Below are 15,770 nucleotides of genomic sequence, written 5' to 3'. Positions count from 1 at the left end.
TCTCGGTCACAGTTTCCCGTCCGCGGCGGGGGGGTAACCGAATCGACAACGGATACGCGTGCAATCGACCCCCGCGTACGAAAGGATCACACCATGTCCACACCAGCAGGCGACAGGTACGACGGCCAGGCCCTCGACCCGACGGCAGTTCCAGCGACGTACCAAGACACGTCCCCTTCGCCCATCACGACCCCGGACTCAGACGAGCACAGTGCTCCGGACCCCGAAGCGGTTCGTGACACCAGGCCGCCTGCCGGCACGTCGCCGGACGGTATCGCCCACACCAAAGCCGCAGCTACGTGGACTGGGTTGGTCGTCGGAGCGCTCGTTCTCGTCTTGCTTTTGATTTTCATCCTTCAGAATTTGGACGCAATACCGGTGAACATCTTCGTGTGGACGTTCGAGCTGCCACTCGGTGTGAGCATGCTGCTTGCTGCCATCGCGGGCGCGTTGGTGATGGCCCTTGCGGGCGGCGTCCGAATTCTTCAGATTCGACGCGCGGCAAAGCGCAAGTAAAGAACAACGGGGTGAACAGTATGCACACAAGCTGGCGCCGCCGAACTGAATCGATCATGCTGGTGTTGCCCGATCTCACCGCAAGGAGCCTGACGTGACCACTTTCATGGAGACCCCAGTGACATCTGGAGTTGCACCCGAGCGCGCGCGATCGTGGCTGCTGGTGCCCGCGACGAAGCCGGAAACATTCACCGCCGCCATCGAATCCGATGTCGACGCCGTTATCCTCGACATCGAGGACGCCGTCGCACCCAGCGCTAAGCCTGCTGCCCGCGACGCGGTCGTGTCCTGGTTGGAGGCCGGCAACGCTGCGTGGGTCCGAATCAACGATGCAACCACGACCTTCTGGGCCGACGATCTTGCAGCCCTGTCCGGACTGAAGGGGCTCGTCGGCGTCATGCTGGCGAAGACCGAAAGCGGAAGTCAGGTCGAGGCAACCGCAGCTCGGCTCGATCCGGGCACACGTATCCTCGCTCTGGTCGAGTCTGCAGTAGGCCTAGAAGCAGCTCCCGAAATCGCACGTGCAGAGTCGACCTTCCGACTTGCGTTCGGCAGCGGCGACTTTCGCCGAGACACCGGAATGAGCGATGAACCACTCGCCATGGCTTACCCGCGTTCACGACTGGTCGTGTCCTCTCGCGCTGCGCGGCTGCCCGGGCCCATCGACGGACCGACGCTCACCGCGAACGAGAGCATCCTTGCCCGCGACTCCGCATTGACAGTGTCCATGGGCATGACGGGCAAATTGTGTATGCACGCTGAGCAAGCCCCCACCGTCAACCGCGAGCTCGCGCCCTCCTCGGGAGATGTCACCTGGGCGGACGAGGTAGTCGACGCCCTCGGAGCCGACGGTGCACGCGTGAAGGACGGCAGTGACCTGCCGCGTCTGGCCAAAGCACTCAAGATTCGCGAAGCCGCCGAAATCTTCGGAGTTCACGCAGCTCACTGATCACGCTCGCTCGAGTCCCAGCGGCTTTCGTCGCCAATGGACTCGATAGCGCACATCGATTTCCAGGCCAGGGATGCTTTTGGCAGCCCTGGCCGCCGTGCGTTCGGTGAACTCGATGCCGAGAACCTTGCGTAGCGTCGGACGATCGGGAAACCGCCACACCGTGTCTACCCGCTCCATCTCGAATCCTTGCGCCCAGAAGAACGCTTCGACGGCCTCACAGTTGTACTTGGGCAGATCGCTGCGCATCCAATCCCCGTAGGGCGACGCGGACACATCGAGGTCGACAACAACCAACGTGCCTCCCGGTCGCAGCACTCGCATCGCCTCGGCGATTCCCGGACCGGAGCCCACGCCGAAGAAGTACGCGGTTCGCGCATGAATCACATCGGCCGACTCGGCCGGCAGGGGTAAGGATTCGGCGTGCCCGACAGCGAGACTCACATTGCCGAGATCCGCTGTCCGACGCTTCGCAGCGATTACCAGCGGTTCGTATGGCTCGACTCCGATGACGTGCTTCGCGGTCGAGGCGAACAGCGGGAGGTGGAACCCGGTCCCACATCCGACGTCGACGACCGTTCCGCCGTCCCACGGCGCGACCCTCCGCAGTACCGCCACGATGCGCCCATCGACGTCCTGCGCTCGGTTCTCCGCCTCGTACACCCGAGGCCAATTCCAGATGTTCGGACTGGGGATCGAGTGTGGGGCTCTGTTCTCGGGCGGACTCACAAGAGAACTGCGAAGACCAACCAGGCAACGAACGCCGACGGCAACAGCGAGTCGAGACGATCCATGATGCCGCCGTGTCCGGGAAGCAGGGTGCCCATATCCTTGATTCGTAGATCGCGCTTCACTTGCGACTCGATGAGGTCGCCCAGAGTTCCGGTGACGACGAGAACGACACCGAGAAGCACGCCGATCATCGAGTTGGCATTCAAGATCAGTGTGACCGTCAGCAGACACCCGATTACGCAGAACAACAACGATCCAGCGAGACCTTCCCAGGACTTCTTCGGGCTGATCGCGGGTGCCATCGGGTGCTTGCCGAACAGAACACCGGCTACGTAACCACCGACGTCCGAACACACGACTCCGATGAGGAAGACCAGAACGCGACCGGCGCCGTTCTCCTGAAGAACCATCAACACCGCGAACGACGCAAGCAGCGGAAGCCAGCACGCGACCAGGATCGTGACGGCCAGCTCCCTCAAGTAATTCTTGGGTGCTGCGCCGAGCCCCTGCTGCAGGAGCAGCCAGACCATGCAGACGAGAACGGTGCCCGCCGTGGCACTCAGAACTCCCGTGGTTCCCCACGGCCACGCCGACCAGATGATGGCCTGCCCACCGACGATCAGTGGAATTCGAGGAACCAGCACTGCGGACTCGCGCAGGCGCTTGGACACCTCGTACGTCGCCACCGCCAACGCGGCTGCGACGACACCGATCCACACCAACGGCGCGAACACCATGACCAGGATGAGCGAGACACCGAGCGCGCCACCTACAGCAATAGCAGCGGGGAGGTTGCGCCCTGCTTTGCCTGCGGATTTCGACGGGTCGGGCGCGGCTGACCCCAATGGTCGTTCCGTACCCGCCACGACGCCTTCTCCTTGTTTCATGTTCATCTTCGGTTACAGACGCGGAGGATCAGACCTCCATCAAATCAGCTTCCTTGCGCTTGACCAGCTCGTCGATCGCAGCCGTGTACTTCGACGTCGTCTTGTCGAGCTCGTTCTCGGCACGCACGACCTCGTCCTCGCCGGCCTCGCCGTCCTTCTGAATTCGTTTGAGCTCTTCCATCGTCTTGCGACGCACGTTGCGGATGGACACCTTGGCGTCCTCGCCCTTGCCCTTGGCCTGCTTGACGAACTCGCGCCTGCGCTCTTCCGTCAACTGCGGTACACCGATACGAATCAGGTTGCCGTCGTTCGTCGGGTTGACTCCGAGATCGGAGTTACGGATCGCCGTCTCGATCGGGCCCAGCTGAGCCTGCTCGTAGGGCTTGATCACCACAAGGCGCGCCTCGGGGACGTTGATACTCGCCAGCTGGGTGATCGGCGTCAGCGCGCCGTAGTACTCGACGACGATGCGGTTGAACATTCCAGGGTTCGCGCGACCGGTTCGAATGGACGACAGATCGTCGCGAGCGACGGTAACCGCCTTCTCCATTTTTTCCTCGGCGTCGAAGAGCGCTTCGTCGATCACGATCTGTCCTCCATCGTCCTTGCCGGATGGCCCCGGCGTGTCCAAAGTTCGTGCGGCCCGTCGCTCACGACTGGACCAGGGTTCCGATGCGTTCACCCGCGACAGCGCGGGCAATGTTCCCCTGTGTCAACAGGTTGAACACCATGATCGGCATCTGATTGTCCATACATAGGCTGAACGCGGTCGCGTCGGCGACCTTGAGCCCCTTTTCGATCACCTGGCGGTGGGTGATCGTGTCGTACATGGTCGCGCTCGGATCGAGGCGGGGATCGGCAGAATAGACACCGTCCACCGCCTTCGCCATCAGCAGGACCTCGGCTCCGATCTCCAGTGCCCGCTGAGCTGCGGTGGTGTCGGTGGAGAAATACGGCATTCCCATGCCAGCACCGAAGATGACGACACGACCCTTCTCGAGGTGTCGGCGGGCGCGCAACGGGAGATACGGTTCGGCTACCTGGCCCATGGTGATCGCCGTCTGGACGCGCGTCGCTACTCCCTGTTTCTCCAGGAAGTCCTGCAGCGCCAGGCAGTTCATCACCGTACCCAGCATTCCCATGTAGTCGGACCGCGAGCGGTCCATTCCACGCTGCTGAAGCTCTGCTCCGCGGAAGAAGTTCCCCCCGCCGATGACCACTGCTACCTGGACACCGGTGGAAACAACCTCGGCGATCTGCTCGGCGACGTTGTTGACGACATCCGGGTCGAGACCGACCTGGCCGCCTCCGAACATCTCACCACCCAACTTGAGCATCACTCTCTTGAATCCGGAGCGGTCGGTGGCGGGATCGGTCATTGCTCTCCTCGGTTCTCGCCGTCTCGAATGCGCACGGTTGACGGGGCGCGCTGAGCACCCCTTACCCTCATCCTGCCTTATCGATGCCGGGGCGGACGACACCGCCCGCGACACGTCTTCTGTCCATCTTCGGACGGGTACGACAATGCCGCCCGCCCGACTTCGATGTCGGGCGGGCGGCATCCGCGTAGTGCGTAGCGACTATGCGTGGATCAGCTTGCGCCGACCTCGAACCGCGCAAAACGAGTGAGCGTCACGCCGGCCTCGTCGAGAATTGCCTTGACGGACTTCTTCGAATCCTGCACCGACGACTGCTCGGTCAGGACGACGTCCTTGAAGAATCCGTTGACGCGACCTTCGATGATCTTCGGCAAAGCCTGCTCGGGCTTGCCTTCTTCGCGTGCGGTCTCCTCGGCGATGCGACGCTCGGATGCGACGACCTCCTCGGGAACCTCGTCGCGGGTGACGTACTTCGCCTTGAGCGCAGCGACCTGCATCGCTGCGGCACGAGCAGCCTCAGCTGCAGCTTCGCCCTCACCGGTGTACTCGACGAGAACGCCGACCGCGGGCGGAAGATCCGCGCTGCGCTTGTGGAGGTAGGTGGCGACAGGGCCGTCGAAAGACACGACACGACGAATCTCCAGCTTCTCGCCGATCTTGGCCGAGAGCTCCTGAAGTGCGGTATCGACGGTCTTTCCGTCCAAGTCGAGCGCCTTGAGCGCGTCGACATCGGCAGGCTTGCCCTCGGCGGCGACGGCCGCAACCGATGCTGCGAAGTTCTGGAACTCTTCGTTCTTGGCAACGAAGTCGGTTTCGGAGTTGATCTCGACGAGAACGCCTCCCTTGGCGACGACGAGGCCCTCGGCCGTGGACCGCTCGGCGCGCTTGCCGACGTCCTTGGCACCCTTGATGCGGAGCTGCTCGACGGCCTTGTCGAAATCGCCGTCGGACTCTGCCAGTGCGTTCTTGCAGTCCATCATTCCGGAGCCGGTGAGCTCGCGGAGCCGCTTTACGTCAGCGGCGGTGTAGTTCGCCATGGTGAGCGAGCCTCCTCGAATGCTGTTTGAGAGCAGATGCTGTGGTGGGCAATGCGTGTGGAAGATCGGTACCGCAGAAAGGTCCCGACCGGATGGATTCTCTTTTCCGGTCGGGACCCCCTGAAATCAAGCCTGCGTTGCTGGTGCTTCTGCGGCCGGCGCTTCTTCGGCGGCAGGAGCCTCTGCAGCGGCTTCCTGCGTGGCCTCGGCCGCGGGGGAAGCCTGCGCGAGCTGCTCGAGCTCCCACTCTGCGAGAGGTTCGCCTGCCCCGACCTCGGGCTTGGCGTCGGTGGACGTGTTGAGTCCAGCGCGAGCCTGGACACCCTCGGCAACTGCCGACGCGACGACCTTGGTCAGCAGAGCAGCGGAGCGGATGGCGTCGTCGTTACCCGGGATCGGGTAGTCGACCACGTCGGGATCGCAGTTGGTGTCGAGGATCGCGATGACCGGGATCTTCAGCTTGCGAGCCTCGCCGACGGCGATGTGCTCCTTGTTGGTGTCGACGATCCAGATGGCCGAGGGGACCTTGGCCATGTCGCGGATACCACCGAGGGTGCGGTCGAGCTTGGTCATCTCACGCGTGAGCATGAGGATTTCCTTCTTGGTGCGACCCTCGAAGCCACCGGTCTGCTCCATTGCCTCGAGCTCTTTGAGGCGGAGAAGGCGCTTGTGGACCGTCTGGAAGTTGGTGAGCATGCCACCGAGCCAGCGCTGGTTCACGTAGGGCATACCCACGCGAGTTGCTTCAGCGGCGATGGACTCCTGTGCCTGCTTCTTGGTGCCGACGAACAGAACCGTTCCGCCGTGCGCAACGGTCTCCTTGACGAACTCGTAGGCCTTGTCGATGAAGGTCAGAGTCTGCTGCAAGTCGATGATGTAGATGCCGTTGCGGTCGGTGAAGATGAATCGCTTCATCTTCGGGTTCCAGCGACGGGTCTGGTGTCCGAAGTGTGTGCCGCTGTCGAGCAGCTGCTTCATGGTTACTACAGCCATGGCTGAATAACTCTCTTTCGATTGCCGGTTGACGCAGGGTGTCGTGTGACCCCTGCCCTGGCGCCCGCTGGCTGCCGGACCGACTCCGAAAGGAGACGGACCGCCGGCTAACCGGTCACGTTGCGTGTCATCGTGAAATGATCGCTTCGTTACGCGGACGCGCGAAGTCGACCTATGCAGGCACAGGTCGCTCCGACAGTGTACGACCTCCGCGCTCCTTTACATAACCGCCTCGCGCCGTCAAGGCCGGCCACCGCCTGTGGATGAAAAATCTGTTACTCCACAGATCGGTCGCGCACACCGAAATTTCCGGCGCTCGCAGGAACGCTGTGACCATGACACTTCGCGGCCTTGTTATGGGGACAGCCGTTCTTCTGGCAGCAGTACTTCCGAGTGCCCCGACTGCAGCCGCCCGGCCGAGCAACTTCGGGTGGCCGCTCGATCCGAGACCCCAGGTCGTCACTGCCTTCGCCCCACCCGAACACGATTGGTTACCCGGGCACCGCGGCGTCGACCTTGCGGGCCGCAACGATCAAACAGTGCGTGCCGCCGGCGATGGAATTGTTGCGTTCGCCGGCGTCGTAGCAGGAAAACCGGTTGTGTCGGTCGAGCATCCGAACGGTCTCCGAACGACATACGAACCCGTCGCAGCGAGCGTCGTCGAAGGCGAACGCGTACGTACGGGCGACGCACTCGGCGTGCTCGCGGGCGGACACTCCGGATGCGACGGGACATGCCTCCATTGGGGTGTGCGCCGCGGCCGCGAGTACCTCGACCCCCTGGCGCTCGTTCGCACCACACCCGTCCGACTCAAGCCGCTCGGTTCGGGGCTCTGATGCTATCGCCAGCTCGGCCCGGAGTGGCGACCCGAAGCGGCGGGAAAATCGTCGGCGACCATAGCGGCCAGTTCGACGAACGCCGCCCTGGTCTGTGGTCGGAGCAGTTGAAGATCGACGATCGCTCCTTCGGCGAGATGCTCGTCGAACGGCACTACGAGCACTGCGCGGCATCGTTCCAGAAAATGCTGCGTAAGCAGATTCATGTCGACAGCCGACGAACCGGGACGCACCGAACTGATGACAACCACCGTTCGTTCGACGAGGTGGCCGTAACCGTGCAACTGCAGCCAGTCGAGGGTGGCAGCCGCGCTACGAGCTCCGTCGACGGCGGGCGATGACACCAACACCAAAGCGTTCGCCAACTGCAGCACGCCGTTCATCGCCGAATGCATGATGCCGGTACCGCAATCCGTCAGGATGAGGTTGTAGTACACCTGCAGCATTTCGATGACCGAGCGATAGTCCTGCTCGCCGAACATTTCCGACGCTGCCGGATCACGTTCTCCTGCAAGAACTTCGAGTCGACTCGGAGCCTGCGACGTATGCGCCCGGATATCGGAGTAGCGGCGAATGTTGTCCGCATCCGCCAACAGGTCCCGGACAGTCGACGAGGTCTGATTGGGTACACGCTCGCCGAGCGTCCCGAAGTCGGGGTTGGCATCGACTGCAATGACGCAGTCGCCGCGAAGCGACGCGAACGTCGACCCGAGCCCCAGTGTGGTGGTCGTCTTTCCAACTCCGCCCTTGAGCGACAGAAAGGCGATCCGGTAGTCCCCCAGGACGGGTTGACGGATTCTCTCGACCTGATTTCGGTAGCGCTCTTCGGCTGTCGATTCGCCGGGATTGATCACGCCACCCGTGAGTCGGTGTACTCCACGCCGCCATCCCGAGGTCGACGCACGTTTCGGACGACTGAGCAGACTGTCGGGGGCGAGGTCCTGACTTGTCGGCTGGTACCGAGGGTCCGATTGACCGGCGCCTTGTGGGGCCTGACCCTGATCCGGTTGGTACTGAACCGGGGGCTGACCCTGACCGGTGGACCACGGCGGGGTCCACTCCTGGTTCGGTCTCGACGTCGCGGGCTCAGCAGGTGGGGTGTAGCGCGGCGGAGATTGACGATCCGCGCCCCGAGGCGTCTGCCACGGCGGCGCTTGACGCTCACCGTTCATGGACGCGCCGGACGGGGGAAATGATGGCCGACCTGCATTCTTCACCGGTTCCACTGGCGTACTGCTCGGGCGCCGCGGGCCACTCGAGCTGGGCTGCGCACGGATCGACCACGCGGCCGACGTGCCGTGCGTTTGCTCGCGATCCACGGTGCCCCCGTATCCGGATTCTGGCGATGGTTGTCGACTTCACTACTATTCCAGCCGAGAATACTTCGCGTGCGGTCTGTTTGCCTACGACGCTACCAAACACGGGAGAATCAGCACGTAACACGGGTCACGCTCGTGGATGCGCCCGGTCGTGGACTGCGCGCAACCTGTCGACAGATACGTGCGTGTAGATCTGTGTCGTTGCCAACGACGAATGGCCGAGAAGTTCCTGTACAACCCGAAGGTCCGCGCCTCCCTCGAGTAGGTGCGTGGCAGCTGAGTGTCTCAATCCGTGCGGACCCAAGTCAGGAGCGCCGGGGACGGCAGCGAGGACATCGTGTACCGCGGTACGAGCCTGCCGAGGGTCGAGCCGCCCGCCTCGGCGTCCCAGGAACAGGGCGGACCCGGAACGTTCTGCCACGAACTCAGGTCGACCGCGTTCGATCCAGACTTCCAGGGAGGTCGCGGCGGGAACGCCGTAGGGCGCCGACCTCTCCTTGTCTCCCTTACCTACGACGCGTACGAGCCGCCGAGCGGTGTCGACGTCGCCCAGATCGAGACCACACAGTTCGCTCACTCGGATGCCCGTCGCATACAGCAGTTCGACGATCGACCGGTCCCGCAGCGCGATCGGATCCAGCTCCCTCGAACCCAGTTCCGCGGCCGACATGGCGTCTGCGGCCTGGCTCTGTTTGAGAACCGACGGTAGAGCCCGCGCCGCACGCGGCGCCGCGAGCCGCAACGCCGGATCATGATCGATCCGCCCACTTCGCTGCAGCCACGCCGTGAACGCCTTTGCAGACGATGCACGGCGGGCCATCGACGTCCGAGCAGAGCCCCGTCGAGCCTGTTCCGCGAGCCAGGATCGGAGCACTCGCAGATCGAGCGAGTCCACGCCGGTCCAGGAATCGGTTTCCACCAGATGAACGAGAAGCGACTCCGCGTCACGCAGATAGGCACGAACAGTGTGCGGCGAGCGAGCACGACCGAGAGTCAGATGCTCGGCGTACTCCTCCAGATGCACCCTGAGTGTCGGCGGCAGAGGGTCGACCATCGAATCAGCCTTGTCTCCGGCGGACGCGACCGCAACCCCACCAGTCAGACGTCTGCGCCCGACTCGGCCTCGGCGAGTTCGCGCTTCCACGCACGGAAGGTCTCTTCGGTCCTGCCTTTACGCCAATAACCAGAGATAGATGCCCATTCCGCAGAGACGCCGCGTTCCTTTCGCACGTAGCCGCGGAGGTTGTGCATCACAGCCTGGGCTTCTCCGTGGATGAACACCTGGGCTTGGCCAGGGAGCCATTCCGTGCTGCGTACAGCCTCGATCAGTGGCGCGTGGTCACCCGATTTGTCGTCGCCGACCTCGTTGGAGGTTGCACCGCGGTGAATCCATGTGACATCGACTACGGCGAGCGTCTCGAGGTAGATCTCGTCCTTGCGGTCGGCGACCTCGATGAAGACCTTGGCAATCGCGTCCTCGGGGAGCGACTCGACTGCTGCGGCGATGGCCGGGATAGCAGACTCGTCACCGGCGAACAGGTGCCAGTCCGCATCCGGTCGCGGAGAGTAGGCACCCGAAGGCCCGTACATACTGATCTCCTCGCCCGGCTCGACGCGTGCAGCCCACGGTCCGGCGACCCCCTCGTCTCCATGAACGACGAAGTCGATGGCGATTTCTCGAGCTGCGGAATCGACGGATCGGACCGTGTACGTTCGTTTGATCTCATCGTCACCGGAACCGAAAATCAGCTTCACGTACGAATCGGTGTACCCAGCGGGTTCGAAGTCCTCGAACCCCGAACCTCCGAGGTACACCCGTTGCATGTGCGGCGTCAGTTCCTCGGTTCGGAGGACGGTCAGCGTTGTTGTGCTTCGTGCCACGAAAGTTCAGCCTTTCCGAGCTGTCACGACGGTGAATATCTTCTCACCTAGTAAGTGTTACCTAATCAGGTTACGTGCATCCCGACTGTCGTGGCGTGCAAGCTCCACTCAAAACCCGTCCGTGTTACCCATGTCCCGGCGAGCGATATCCAAGAAGTCGCTCGAGACATACCCCGGCTCACTGTCGTTCGGATCGATAGCCGAGTCAGGGTAGCGCTCCCGCCGAACGACAGACAGAACGTCGTCGACGTTCTGCCCAGGATTCGCTTCGAGCGAGGCGATCGTGTCGGCAACCATCGAGAGATAGTCCCGCAACGACGACTCGAGGGCGTGCAGGAAGTCGTACATTTCCGGCGAAGCCAACATCTCGACCTGTGGAACCACGGAGTAGTACGCGACCAGAGCGTCATGTGCGGCATCCGACGCCGAGCCACGAGCCGCTGCGTCACCATCCGCTCGGAACGTGTCGAGATGGTCCTTCTGGGTGAGGAACACGCGCTGTGCGGCGGTATCGAACCTGGAATACGCGTCTTGACGCTGCACGCGAAGAAACGAGCGAGTTTGATTCCGGTCGTAGTTTTCGGCATTGATTCGTGCAGTCGCGATGGCGGTGTCGTTTGCCCGGCTGTTCGTGATCACGCCCACAACGGACGCCGAGACAATGGCCGCCACCGAGATCACGAGGGTGAACCATGTGGTCAGGTGTGCAGCGCGGCCGGCTGCACCAGCCTGCGGACCTTCATCTTCTGCCAACCGGGCTCCCGGAATTCGATGTCAGCGCGGGTTGTCCGCTTTCCATCGTATCCGGCTCACGATCTCACCACACGAAACCAGCCCGTTTCGTCGCTGGCCACGAACCCTTCGAGTTCGAGCAGTGGGAGCACCGAACGCACCTTGGTCAACGGCAGCGATGACAGTTCGGAAAGCTCCCGAGGTGATCGTGTGCCGGTTGCGGGTAGGGCCTCGTAGACAAGCAAGGCGTTGTCGGAGAGTGCGTCGATGTCGCGGAACATCGACGGCCGACCCTCGCCGACCTCACCCGAGGGACCTGCCTCCGCGACCACATCGTGTGCGTCTGCGACGAGACGGGCTTCACCCTCTCTGATCATTCGGTGGCAACCCTTCGACGATGCCGAAGTTACCGGCCCGGGTACCGCCAGGACTGGCCTGCCGAGCTTGTGCGCCCAGGCCGCGGTGTTTCGTGCTCCGCTCCTCCATCCGGCCTCGACTACGACGACAGCGGAACCGAATGCGGCAACCACACGATTGCGCGCCAGAAACCGATGCTTCGCAGGTGTTGTGCCGGGTCCGTATTCACTGACGACCGCACCGCTGTCGGCAATTCGCTGCAGCAGTCTGGCGTGGCCGGACGGGTAGGCGCGATCGACGCCGCATGCAAGGACCGCGACCGTCTTACCCGACACTCCGAGGGCCGCCCGGTGGGCAGCTGCGTCGATGCCGAAGGCCGCCCCCGACACGATCGTCCAGCCATCCACTGCCAGATCCCCAGCTATTTCCGCGGTCACGTGTTCGCCGTATGCACTCGCCGCGCGTGTGCCGACGACCGACACCGCTCTCTCCACGAGATCGGTGATCGGTGTGCGGCCGAGTACCCACAACGCGCAGGGCGCACAGGAATCTACACCGGCCGGCATTCCGGCTCCGTCGAACGCGAGCATCCGCCACATCGGCCATTCCTCGTCGTCGGGCGTCACCAGCCGTCCCCCGAGCGCACGGACCATGTCCAAATCCGAAGCAGCCGTGTCGATGTGGGATCTGACCTGGAGCCGTTCTCCCAGAATGCCGCCGATCACAGCCGCGCGCGCTTCCTCCGGGCCCGCCTGAGCAGCGAACTCGGCCAAAGGCCGATGCGGACCTTGCGCAACGCGTGAGAGGTACGCCCATGCAAGTCGACGTGGATCGTGGACGTTCACATCAGCCCCCTGTCGCGGAAGTCCAGAGCTGCTCCGACTTCCTCCAGCCCCGGCACGTCCCCACCTGCGAGATCGGCGAGTGTCCACGACACCCGCAGTGCCCGGTCCGCACCACGTGCGGTCAGCGACCCGTTCCGCAGCGATCGCTCGAGCGGGCGCAACGCGTCGTTGCCCAACCTGAACTTCTGTCGAAGAGCCGGTCCGGGAACCTCGGCGTTGGTTCGCCACCCGAAATCACGCCACCGTTCCGCGGCCGCATCACGTGCACCCGTCACCCGAGCCCTCACCTCCCGGGTCGTCTCCCCCACCTCGTCGGCCAACGCTCCGGTCGCGACGGTCTGCATCGCTATTCGTATGTCGACTCGGTCCAGCAGCGGTCCCGACAACTTCCCCAAATACTTTCTTCTGACGGTGGGCGCACAGACGCAGTCGGCGTTCCTGGCAGGTGCGCACGGGCACGGATTGGCGGCCAAGATCAGCTGAAACCGTGCGGGATACCGCGCGACACCGTCTCGGCGTGCAATCCGAATCTCCCCGTCTTCCAGAGGGGTTCGCAACGCTTCGAGTGCTTTGACCCCCATCTCCGCACATTCGTCGAGGAACAACACTCCCCGGTGCGCCCGGCTGACGGCACCCGGTTTGGCCATTCCCGTACCGCCGCCGACCAACGCACTCACCGTCGTCGAGTGGTGCGGAGCGATGAAGGGCGGCGACGAGATCAGCGGCCGATCCCCCGTCAACATCCCTGCGACCGAATGAATCGCCGTCACCTCCAACGATTCCTCGTCCGTGAGCGGCGGCAGTATTCCCGGAAGCCGCTGCGCCAGCATCGTCTTACCGATGCCCGGCGGACCGGTCAACATGATGTGATGCGCCCCGGCTGCCGCGACTTCCAAGGCCCACCGCGCCTCCGACTGCCCAACCACCTCACTCATGTCGGGATACACCGCATCGTCGACCAACACCGATGGCACAGGATGATCGAGCGCACCCTCGCCCCGCAGCCACGACACCACCTCCGACAGCGACACGGCGCCGAGCACTTCGATTCCGTCGACCAACCCTGCCTCCGCCAACGCAGCCAACGGCACAACGACTCGGCGCCACCCAGCCCGCTTCACCGCCAGCACCCCGGGTAGAACGCCGCGTACCCCGCGAAGGCGCCCGTCGAGCGCCAACTCACCGAGAAACACCGTCCGCTCCAGCGAGCGACGAGGAATCTGCTTGTCCGCGTCCAAAACCGACAACGCAAGAGCCAAGTCGTAGACGGACCCCATCTTGGGCAACGTCGCCGGCGACAGTGCGAGTATCACCCGAGAGTCGGGCCAGCGACCACCCGAGTTGGTCACCGCTGCTTTCACCCGATCACGTGACTCGTTCAAGGCCGTGTCGGGCAATCCCACCAGATGAGTGCCGGGAAGACCCCGACCGATGTCGGCTTCGATTTCGACAACCTGACCGTCGACGCCGCTCACCGCGACGGAGAAGGCGCGCCCCAACGCCATCAGAAGACACCGGGAAGGTGACTGATCACCGGGTCACCATCTCTGGGCATCATGACTGCGACCACATCGAATCGCATTCTCACCCATGGACTCGCGCGCGCATCGAGCCACGCCAGGGCGAGTTTCCTGATACGCACCTGCTTGACGGGAGTCACCGACTCCGCCGGGGTCCCGTATCCGACACCGGAGCGGGTCTTCACTTCGACGAAGACGACCACCTCGCCATCACGCGCGACGATGTCCAGTTCGCCGTACCTGCACCGCCAATTCCGATCGAGCACCTCCATCCCACGCTCGACCAGATGCACCGTAGCGAGAGCCTCTCCCCGCGCTCCCAACTCCGATCTCGAATTCGCCACGCCAGTTCCCCCTGTGCTCGCCGGTTCGTCGACTGCCGAACCCGAGAACGACGATGCACCACACGAACAGCCGTCCCCCGGCGTAATCCCTGGTCGAGATTTGCCCTGGGGACAAAGACCGACCCTGTGGAGAACCCAGCGAATATCGCGCACTCCGAGACCGGCAATGTCGGACCCGTATGCATAGAACAACAACACGAATGGAAGAACGACACGCACGGGAGAACGACACGCATGGGAGAACGACAAAGCCCCGACATGGAAATCAGGTCGCGAAACCATCCATGTCGGGGCTGAGCCGACGAAACTACTACCGAAATCTAGTGAGCAGCCTCGTACGCGGCCTGCACGTCCTGGCTGATACGGCCTCGGGCGCTGACATCGTGGCCGTTCTCGCGGGCCCACGTACGGACATCCTGCAAATCAGCCTTGCCACGCGCCTGGCCGACGGATGCCTTGCGCCCACGCTTAGCCGACACTTTTTCGGCGTGTTCGATCCAAAACGCGAGTTGCTCGTGCAATTCGTTCGCGTGCTTCAGATTCAGGTCGATCCGGTACTGGTTGCCGCCGATTCCGAATTCGATGGTCTCCCCCTGACCTTCTTTGATGACGGAACCGTCGACATCATCGATCATTTGGACGAGAGTCTTGCGCGCCATGTCCGAACCTCTAACAGTGAAGGGAATATGCTGATTAAAGTGTTTCTACCACCGATAAGAGGTGAGTACAAAGAAATAGCAAATTCACAGCTCACTTTAAGGCAGTGGTTTCTCCGAACGCGCACACGACTGGAACATCATGAATTCGAAAAGCGCTGCAACCCAAGTCGTTACAGGTGCCAATTTCGACGGGCAGCAGAATCATTCCCCCACGATCGACCACAGCACCTGACCCAGAACCAGCACCACGGCCGCTGCGCCGAGCAGCTGCGCACACATCACCAGGTTTCGGCGCGACCGCCTCCGTCCGAAGACGTACAGCACCGATGCAATCAACAGCAGCCACAGGGTCGGAGACACGACGCGCTACTCGGGCAACCTGAGGTCGGGCTTCTCGAGTTCCTCGATGTTGACGTCCTTGAAGGTGATCACCCTGACGTGCTTGACGAAACGGGCCGGTCGGTACATGTCCCACACCCATGCGTCCGACATTCGTAGCTCGAAATAGATTTCACCGTCGGCATTGTGCGGAATCAGTTCGACGGAGTTCGCGAGATAAAATCGCCGTTCGGTCTCCACGACGTAGTTGAATTGGCCGACGATGTCGCGGTACTCCCGGTACAACGAGAGCTCCATCTCGGTTTCGTACTTTTCGAGATCCTCGGCACTCATCGGCTTTTTCTCATCCTTATCTCTGATCGCTCGGCGCTACGGCGTGAACTTCAATCATCGCGCACGTCGATCGTCGTAGTCCATTCGGCCCAGCACCGACGCCACCGCATCC

19 protein-coding genes are annotated in these 15,770 nt (G+C 62.9%); 3 read left to right on the top strand and 16 right to left on the bottom strand.

The window, feature by feature from the left end:
- Nucleotides 1-93 precede the first annotated feature (93 nt).
- Together D8W71_RS15095 and D8W71_RS15090 are read left to right on the top strand one after the other, a co-directional pair.
- Entirely contained in the window at nucleotides 94-516 is a 423-nt protein-coding gene (locus D8W71_RS15095) for a LapA family protein (protein WP_121114398.1), read from the top strand.
- Between the two features lie 106 nt (nucleotides 517-622).
- Nucleotides 623-1,465 (top strand): HpcH/HpaI aldolase/citrate lyase family protein, encoded by an 843-nt coding sequence (locus tag D8W71_RS15090; RefSeq protein WP_121114395.1) that lies wholly within the window; start codon nucleotides 623-625, stop codon nucleotides 1,463-1,465.
- On the opposite strand, the gene D8W71_RS15085 is transcribed toward D8W71_RS15090, so the two are convergent.
- The 6 genes from D8W71_RS15085 to rpsB form a co-directional block, all read right to left on the bottom strand.
- A complete protein-coding gene (locus D8W71_RS15085) occupies nucleotides 1,466-2,194 on the bottom strand; it encodes a class I SAM-dependent methyltransferase (RefSeq protein ID WP_121114393.1) in 729 nt (242 codons plus the stop codon).
- Nucleotides 2,191-3,084 carry a phosphatidate cytidylyltransferase gene (locus D8W71_RS15080; RefSeq protein WP_442971974.1) on the bottom strand — a complete coding sequence of 298 codons (894 nt, stop codon included), beginning with the start codon at nucleotides 3,082-3,084 and terminating at the stop codon, nucleotides 2,191-2,193. Before D8W71_RS15080 ends, D8W71_RS15085 begins: the two co-directional genes overlap by 4 nt.
- 28 nt (nucleotides 3,085-3,112) lie before the next feature.
- Nucleotides 3,113-3,670, bottom strand: coding sequence for a ribosome recycling factor (gene frr, locus D8W71_RS15075; RefSeq protein ID WP_121119259.1), 558 nt, complete (start codon nucleotides 3,668-3,670; stop codon nucleotides 3,113-3,115).
- 64 nt (nucleotides 3,671-3,734) lie between these two features.
- The gene (gene pyrH, locus D8W71_RS15070; protein WP_121114390.1) at nucleotides 3,735-4,463 is read right to left on the bottom strand and encodes a UMP kinase; all 729 of its coding nucleotides are present in this window, start codon (nucleotides 4,461-4,463) and stop codon (nucleotides 3,735-3,737) included.
- Between the two features lie 212 nt (nucleotides 4,464-4,675).
- Nucleotides 4,676-5,500, bottom strand: a complete 825-nt coding sequence (tsf, locus tag D8W71_RS15065) for a translation elongation factor Ts (RefSeq protein WP_121114388.1) — start codon at nucleotides 5,498-5,500, stop codon at nucleotides 4,676-4,678.
- Between the two features lie 126 nt (nucleotides 5,501-5,626).
- Nucleotides 5,627-6,493 carry a 30S ribosomal protein S2 gene (gene rpsB, locus D8W71_RS15060; protein WP_121114386.1) on the bottom strand — a complete coding sequence of 289 codons (867 nt, stop codon included), beginning with the start codon at nucleotides 6,491-6,493 and terminating at the stop codon, nucleotides 5,627-5,629.
- Nucleotides 6,494-6,828: 335 nt separating this feature from the next.
- Here rpsB and D8W71_RS15055 point away from each other — a divergent pair, with 335 nt between their 5' ends.
- Entirely contained in the window at nucleotides 6,829-7,329 is a 501-nt protein-coding gene (locus tag D8W71_RS15055; RefSeq protein WP_121114384.1) for a M23 family metallopeptidase, read from the top strand.
- A 2-nt stretch (nucleotides 7,330-7,331) separates the two neighbouring features.
- Here the strand turns inward: D8W71_RS15055 and D8W71_RS15050 are convergent, their stop codons facing one another.
- From D8W71_RS15050 to D8W71_RS15010, 10 genes are all read right to left on the bottom strand, one after another.
- The gene (locus D8W71_RS15050) at nucleotides 7,332-8,648 is read right to left on the bottom strand and encodes a MinD/ParA family ATP-binding protein (RefSeq protein ID WP_236077446.1); all 1,317 of its coding nucleotides are present in this window, start codon (nucleotides 8,646-8,648) and stop codon (nucleotides 7,332-7,334) included.
- Between the two features lie 127 nt (nucleotides 8,649-8,775).
- Nucleotides 8,776-9,702, bottom strand: coding sequence for a tyrosine recombinase XerC (locus tag D8W71_RS15045; protein ID WP_121119255.1), 927 nt, complete (start codon nucleotides 9,700-9,702; stop codon nucleotides 8,776-8,778).
- A 44-nt stretch (nucleotides 9,703-9,746) separates the two neighbouring features.
- A complete protein-coding gene (locus D8W71_RS15040) occupies nucleotides 9,747-10,529 on the bottom strand; it encodes a siderophore-interacting protein (RefSeq protein ID WP_121114382.1) in 783 nt (260 codons plus the stop codon).
- Nucleotides 10,530-10,637: 108 nt separating this feature from the next.
- Nucleotides 10,638-11,282 (bottom strand): hypothetical protein, encoded by a 645-nt coding sequence (locus D8W71_RS15035; RefSeq protein ID WP_121114380.1) that lies wholly within the window; start codon nucleotides 11,280-11,282, stop codon nucleotides 10,638-10,640.
- 56 nt (nucleotides 11,283-11,338) lie between these two features.
- A complete protein-coding gene (dprA, locus tag D8W71_RS15030; protein ID WP_121114378.1) occupies nucleotides 11,339-12,463 on the bottom strand; it encodes a DNA-processing protein DprA in 1,125 nt (374 codons plus the stop codon).
- Complete coding sequence (locus D8W71_RS15025; protein WP_121114376.1) at nucleotides 12,460-13,968, bottom strand: YifB family Mg chelatase-like AAA ATPase; 1,509 nt, start codon at nucleotides 13,966-13,968, stop codon at nucleotides 12,460-12,462. Before D8W71_RS15025 ends, dprA begins: the two co-directional genes overlap by 4 nt.
- Nucleotides 13,968-14,327 (bottom strand): YraN family protein, encoded by a 360-nt coding sequence (locus D8W71_RS28000; RefSeq protein ID WP_236077445.1) that lies wholly within the window; start codon nucleotides 14,325-14,327, stop codon nucleotides 13,968-13,970. The genes D8W71_RS15025 and D8W71_RS28000 overlap by 1 nt, the downstream gene beginning before the upstream one ends.
- Nucleotides 14,328-14,647: 320 nt before the next feature.
- Nucleotides 14,648-14,986, bottom strand: a complete 339-nt coding sequence (locus D8W71_RS15015; protein WP_121114372.1) for a histone-like nucleoid-structuring protein Lsr2 — start codon at nucleotides 14,984-14,986, stop codon at nucleotides 14,648-14,650.
- Nucleotides 14,987-15,187: 201 nt separating this feature from the next.
- The gene (locus D8W71_RS27635; protein WP_201265085.1) at nucleotides 15,188-15,346 is read right to left on the bottom strand and encodes a hypothetical protein; all 159 of its coding nucleotides are present in this window, start codon (nucleotides 15,344-15,346) and stop codon (nucleotides 15,188-15,190) included.
- A gap of 6 nt (nucleotides 15,347-15,352) precedes the next feature.
- Complete coding sequence (locus D8W71_RS15010) at nucleotides 15,353-15,658, bottom strand: DUF2469 domain-containing protein (protein ID WP_019664254.1); 306 nt, start codon at nucleotides 15,656-15,658, stop codon at nucleotides 15,353-15,355.
- Nucleotides 15,659-15,770 lie beyond the last annotated feature (112 nt).

It is taken from the genome of Rhodococcus sp. P1Y, from assembly GCF_003641205.1.
GTDB lineage: Bacteria > Actinomycetota > Actinomycetes > Mycobacteriales > Mycobacteriaceae > Rhodococcoides.
The sequence above is the reverse complement of the archived record's forward strand: the minus strand, read 5'-3'. Positions and strand labels throughout refer to the sequence as shown.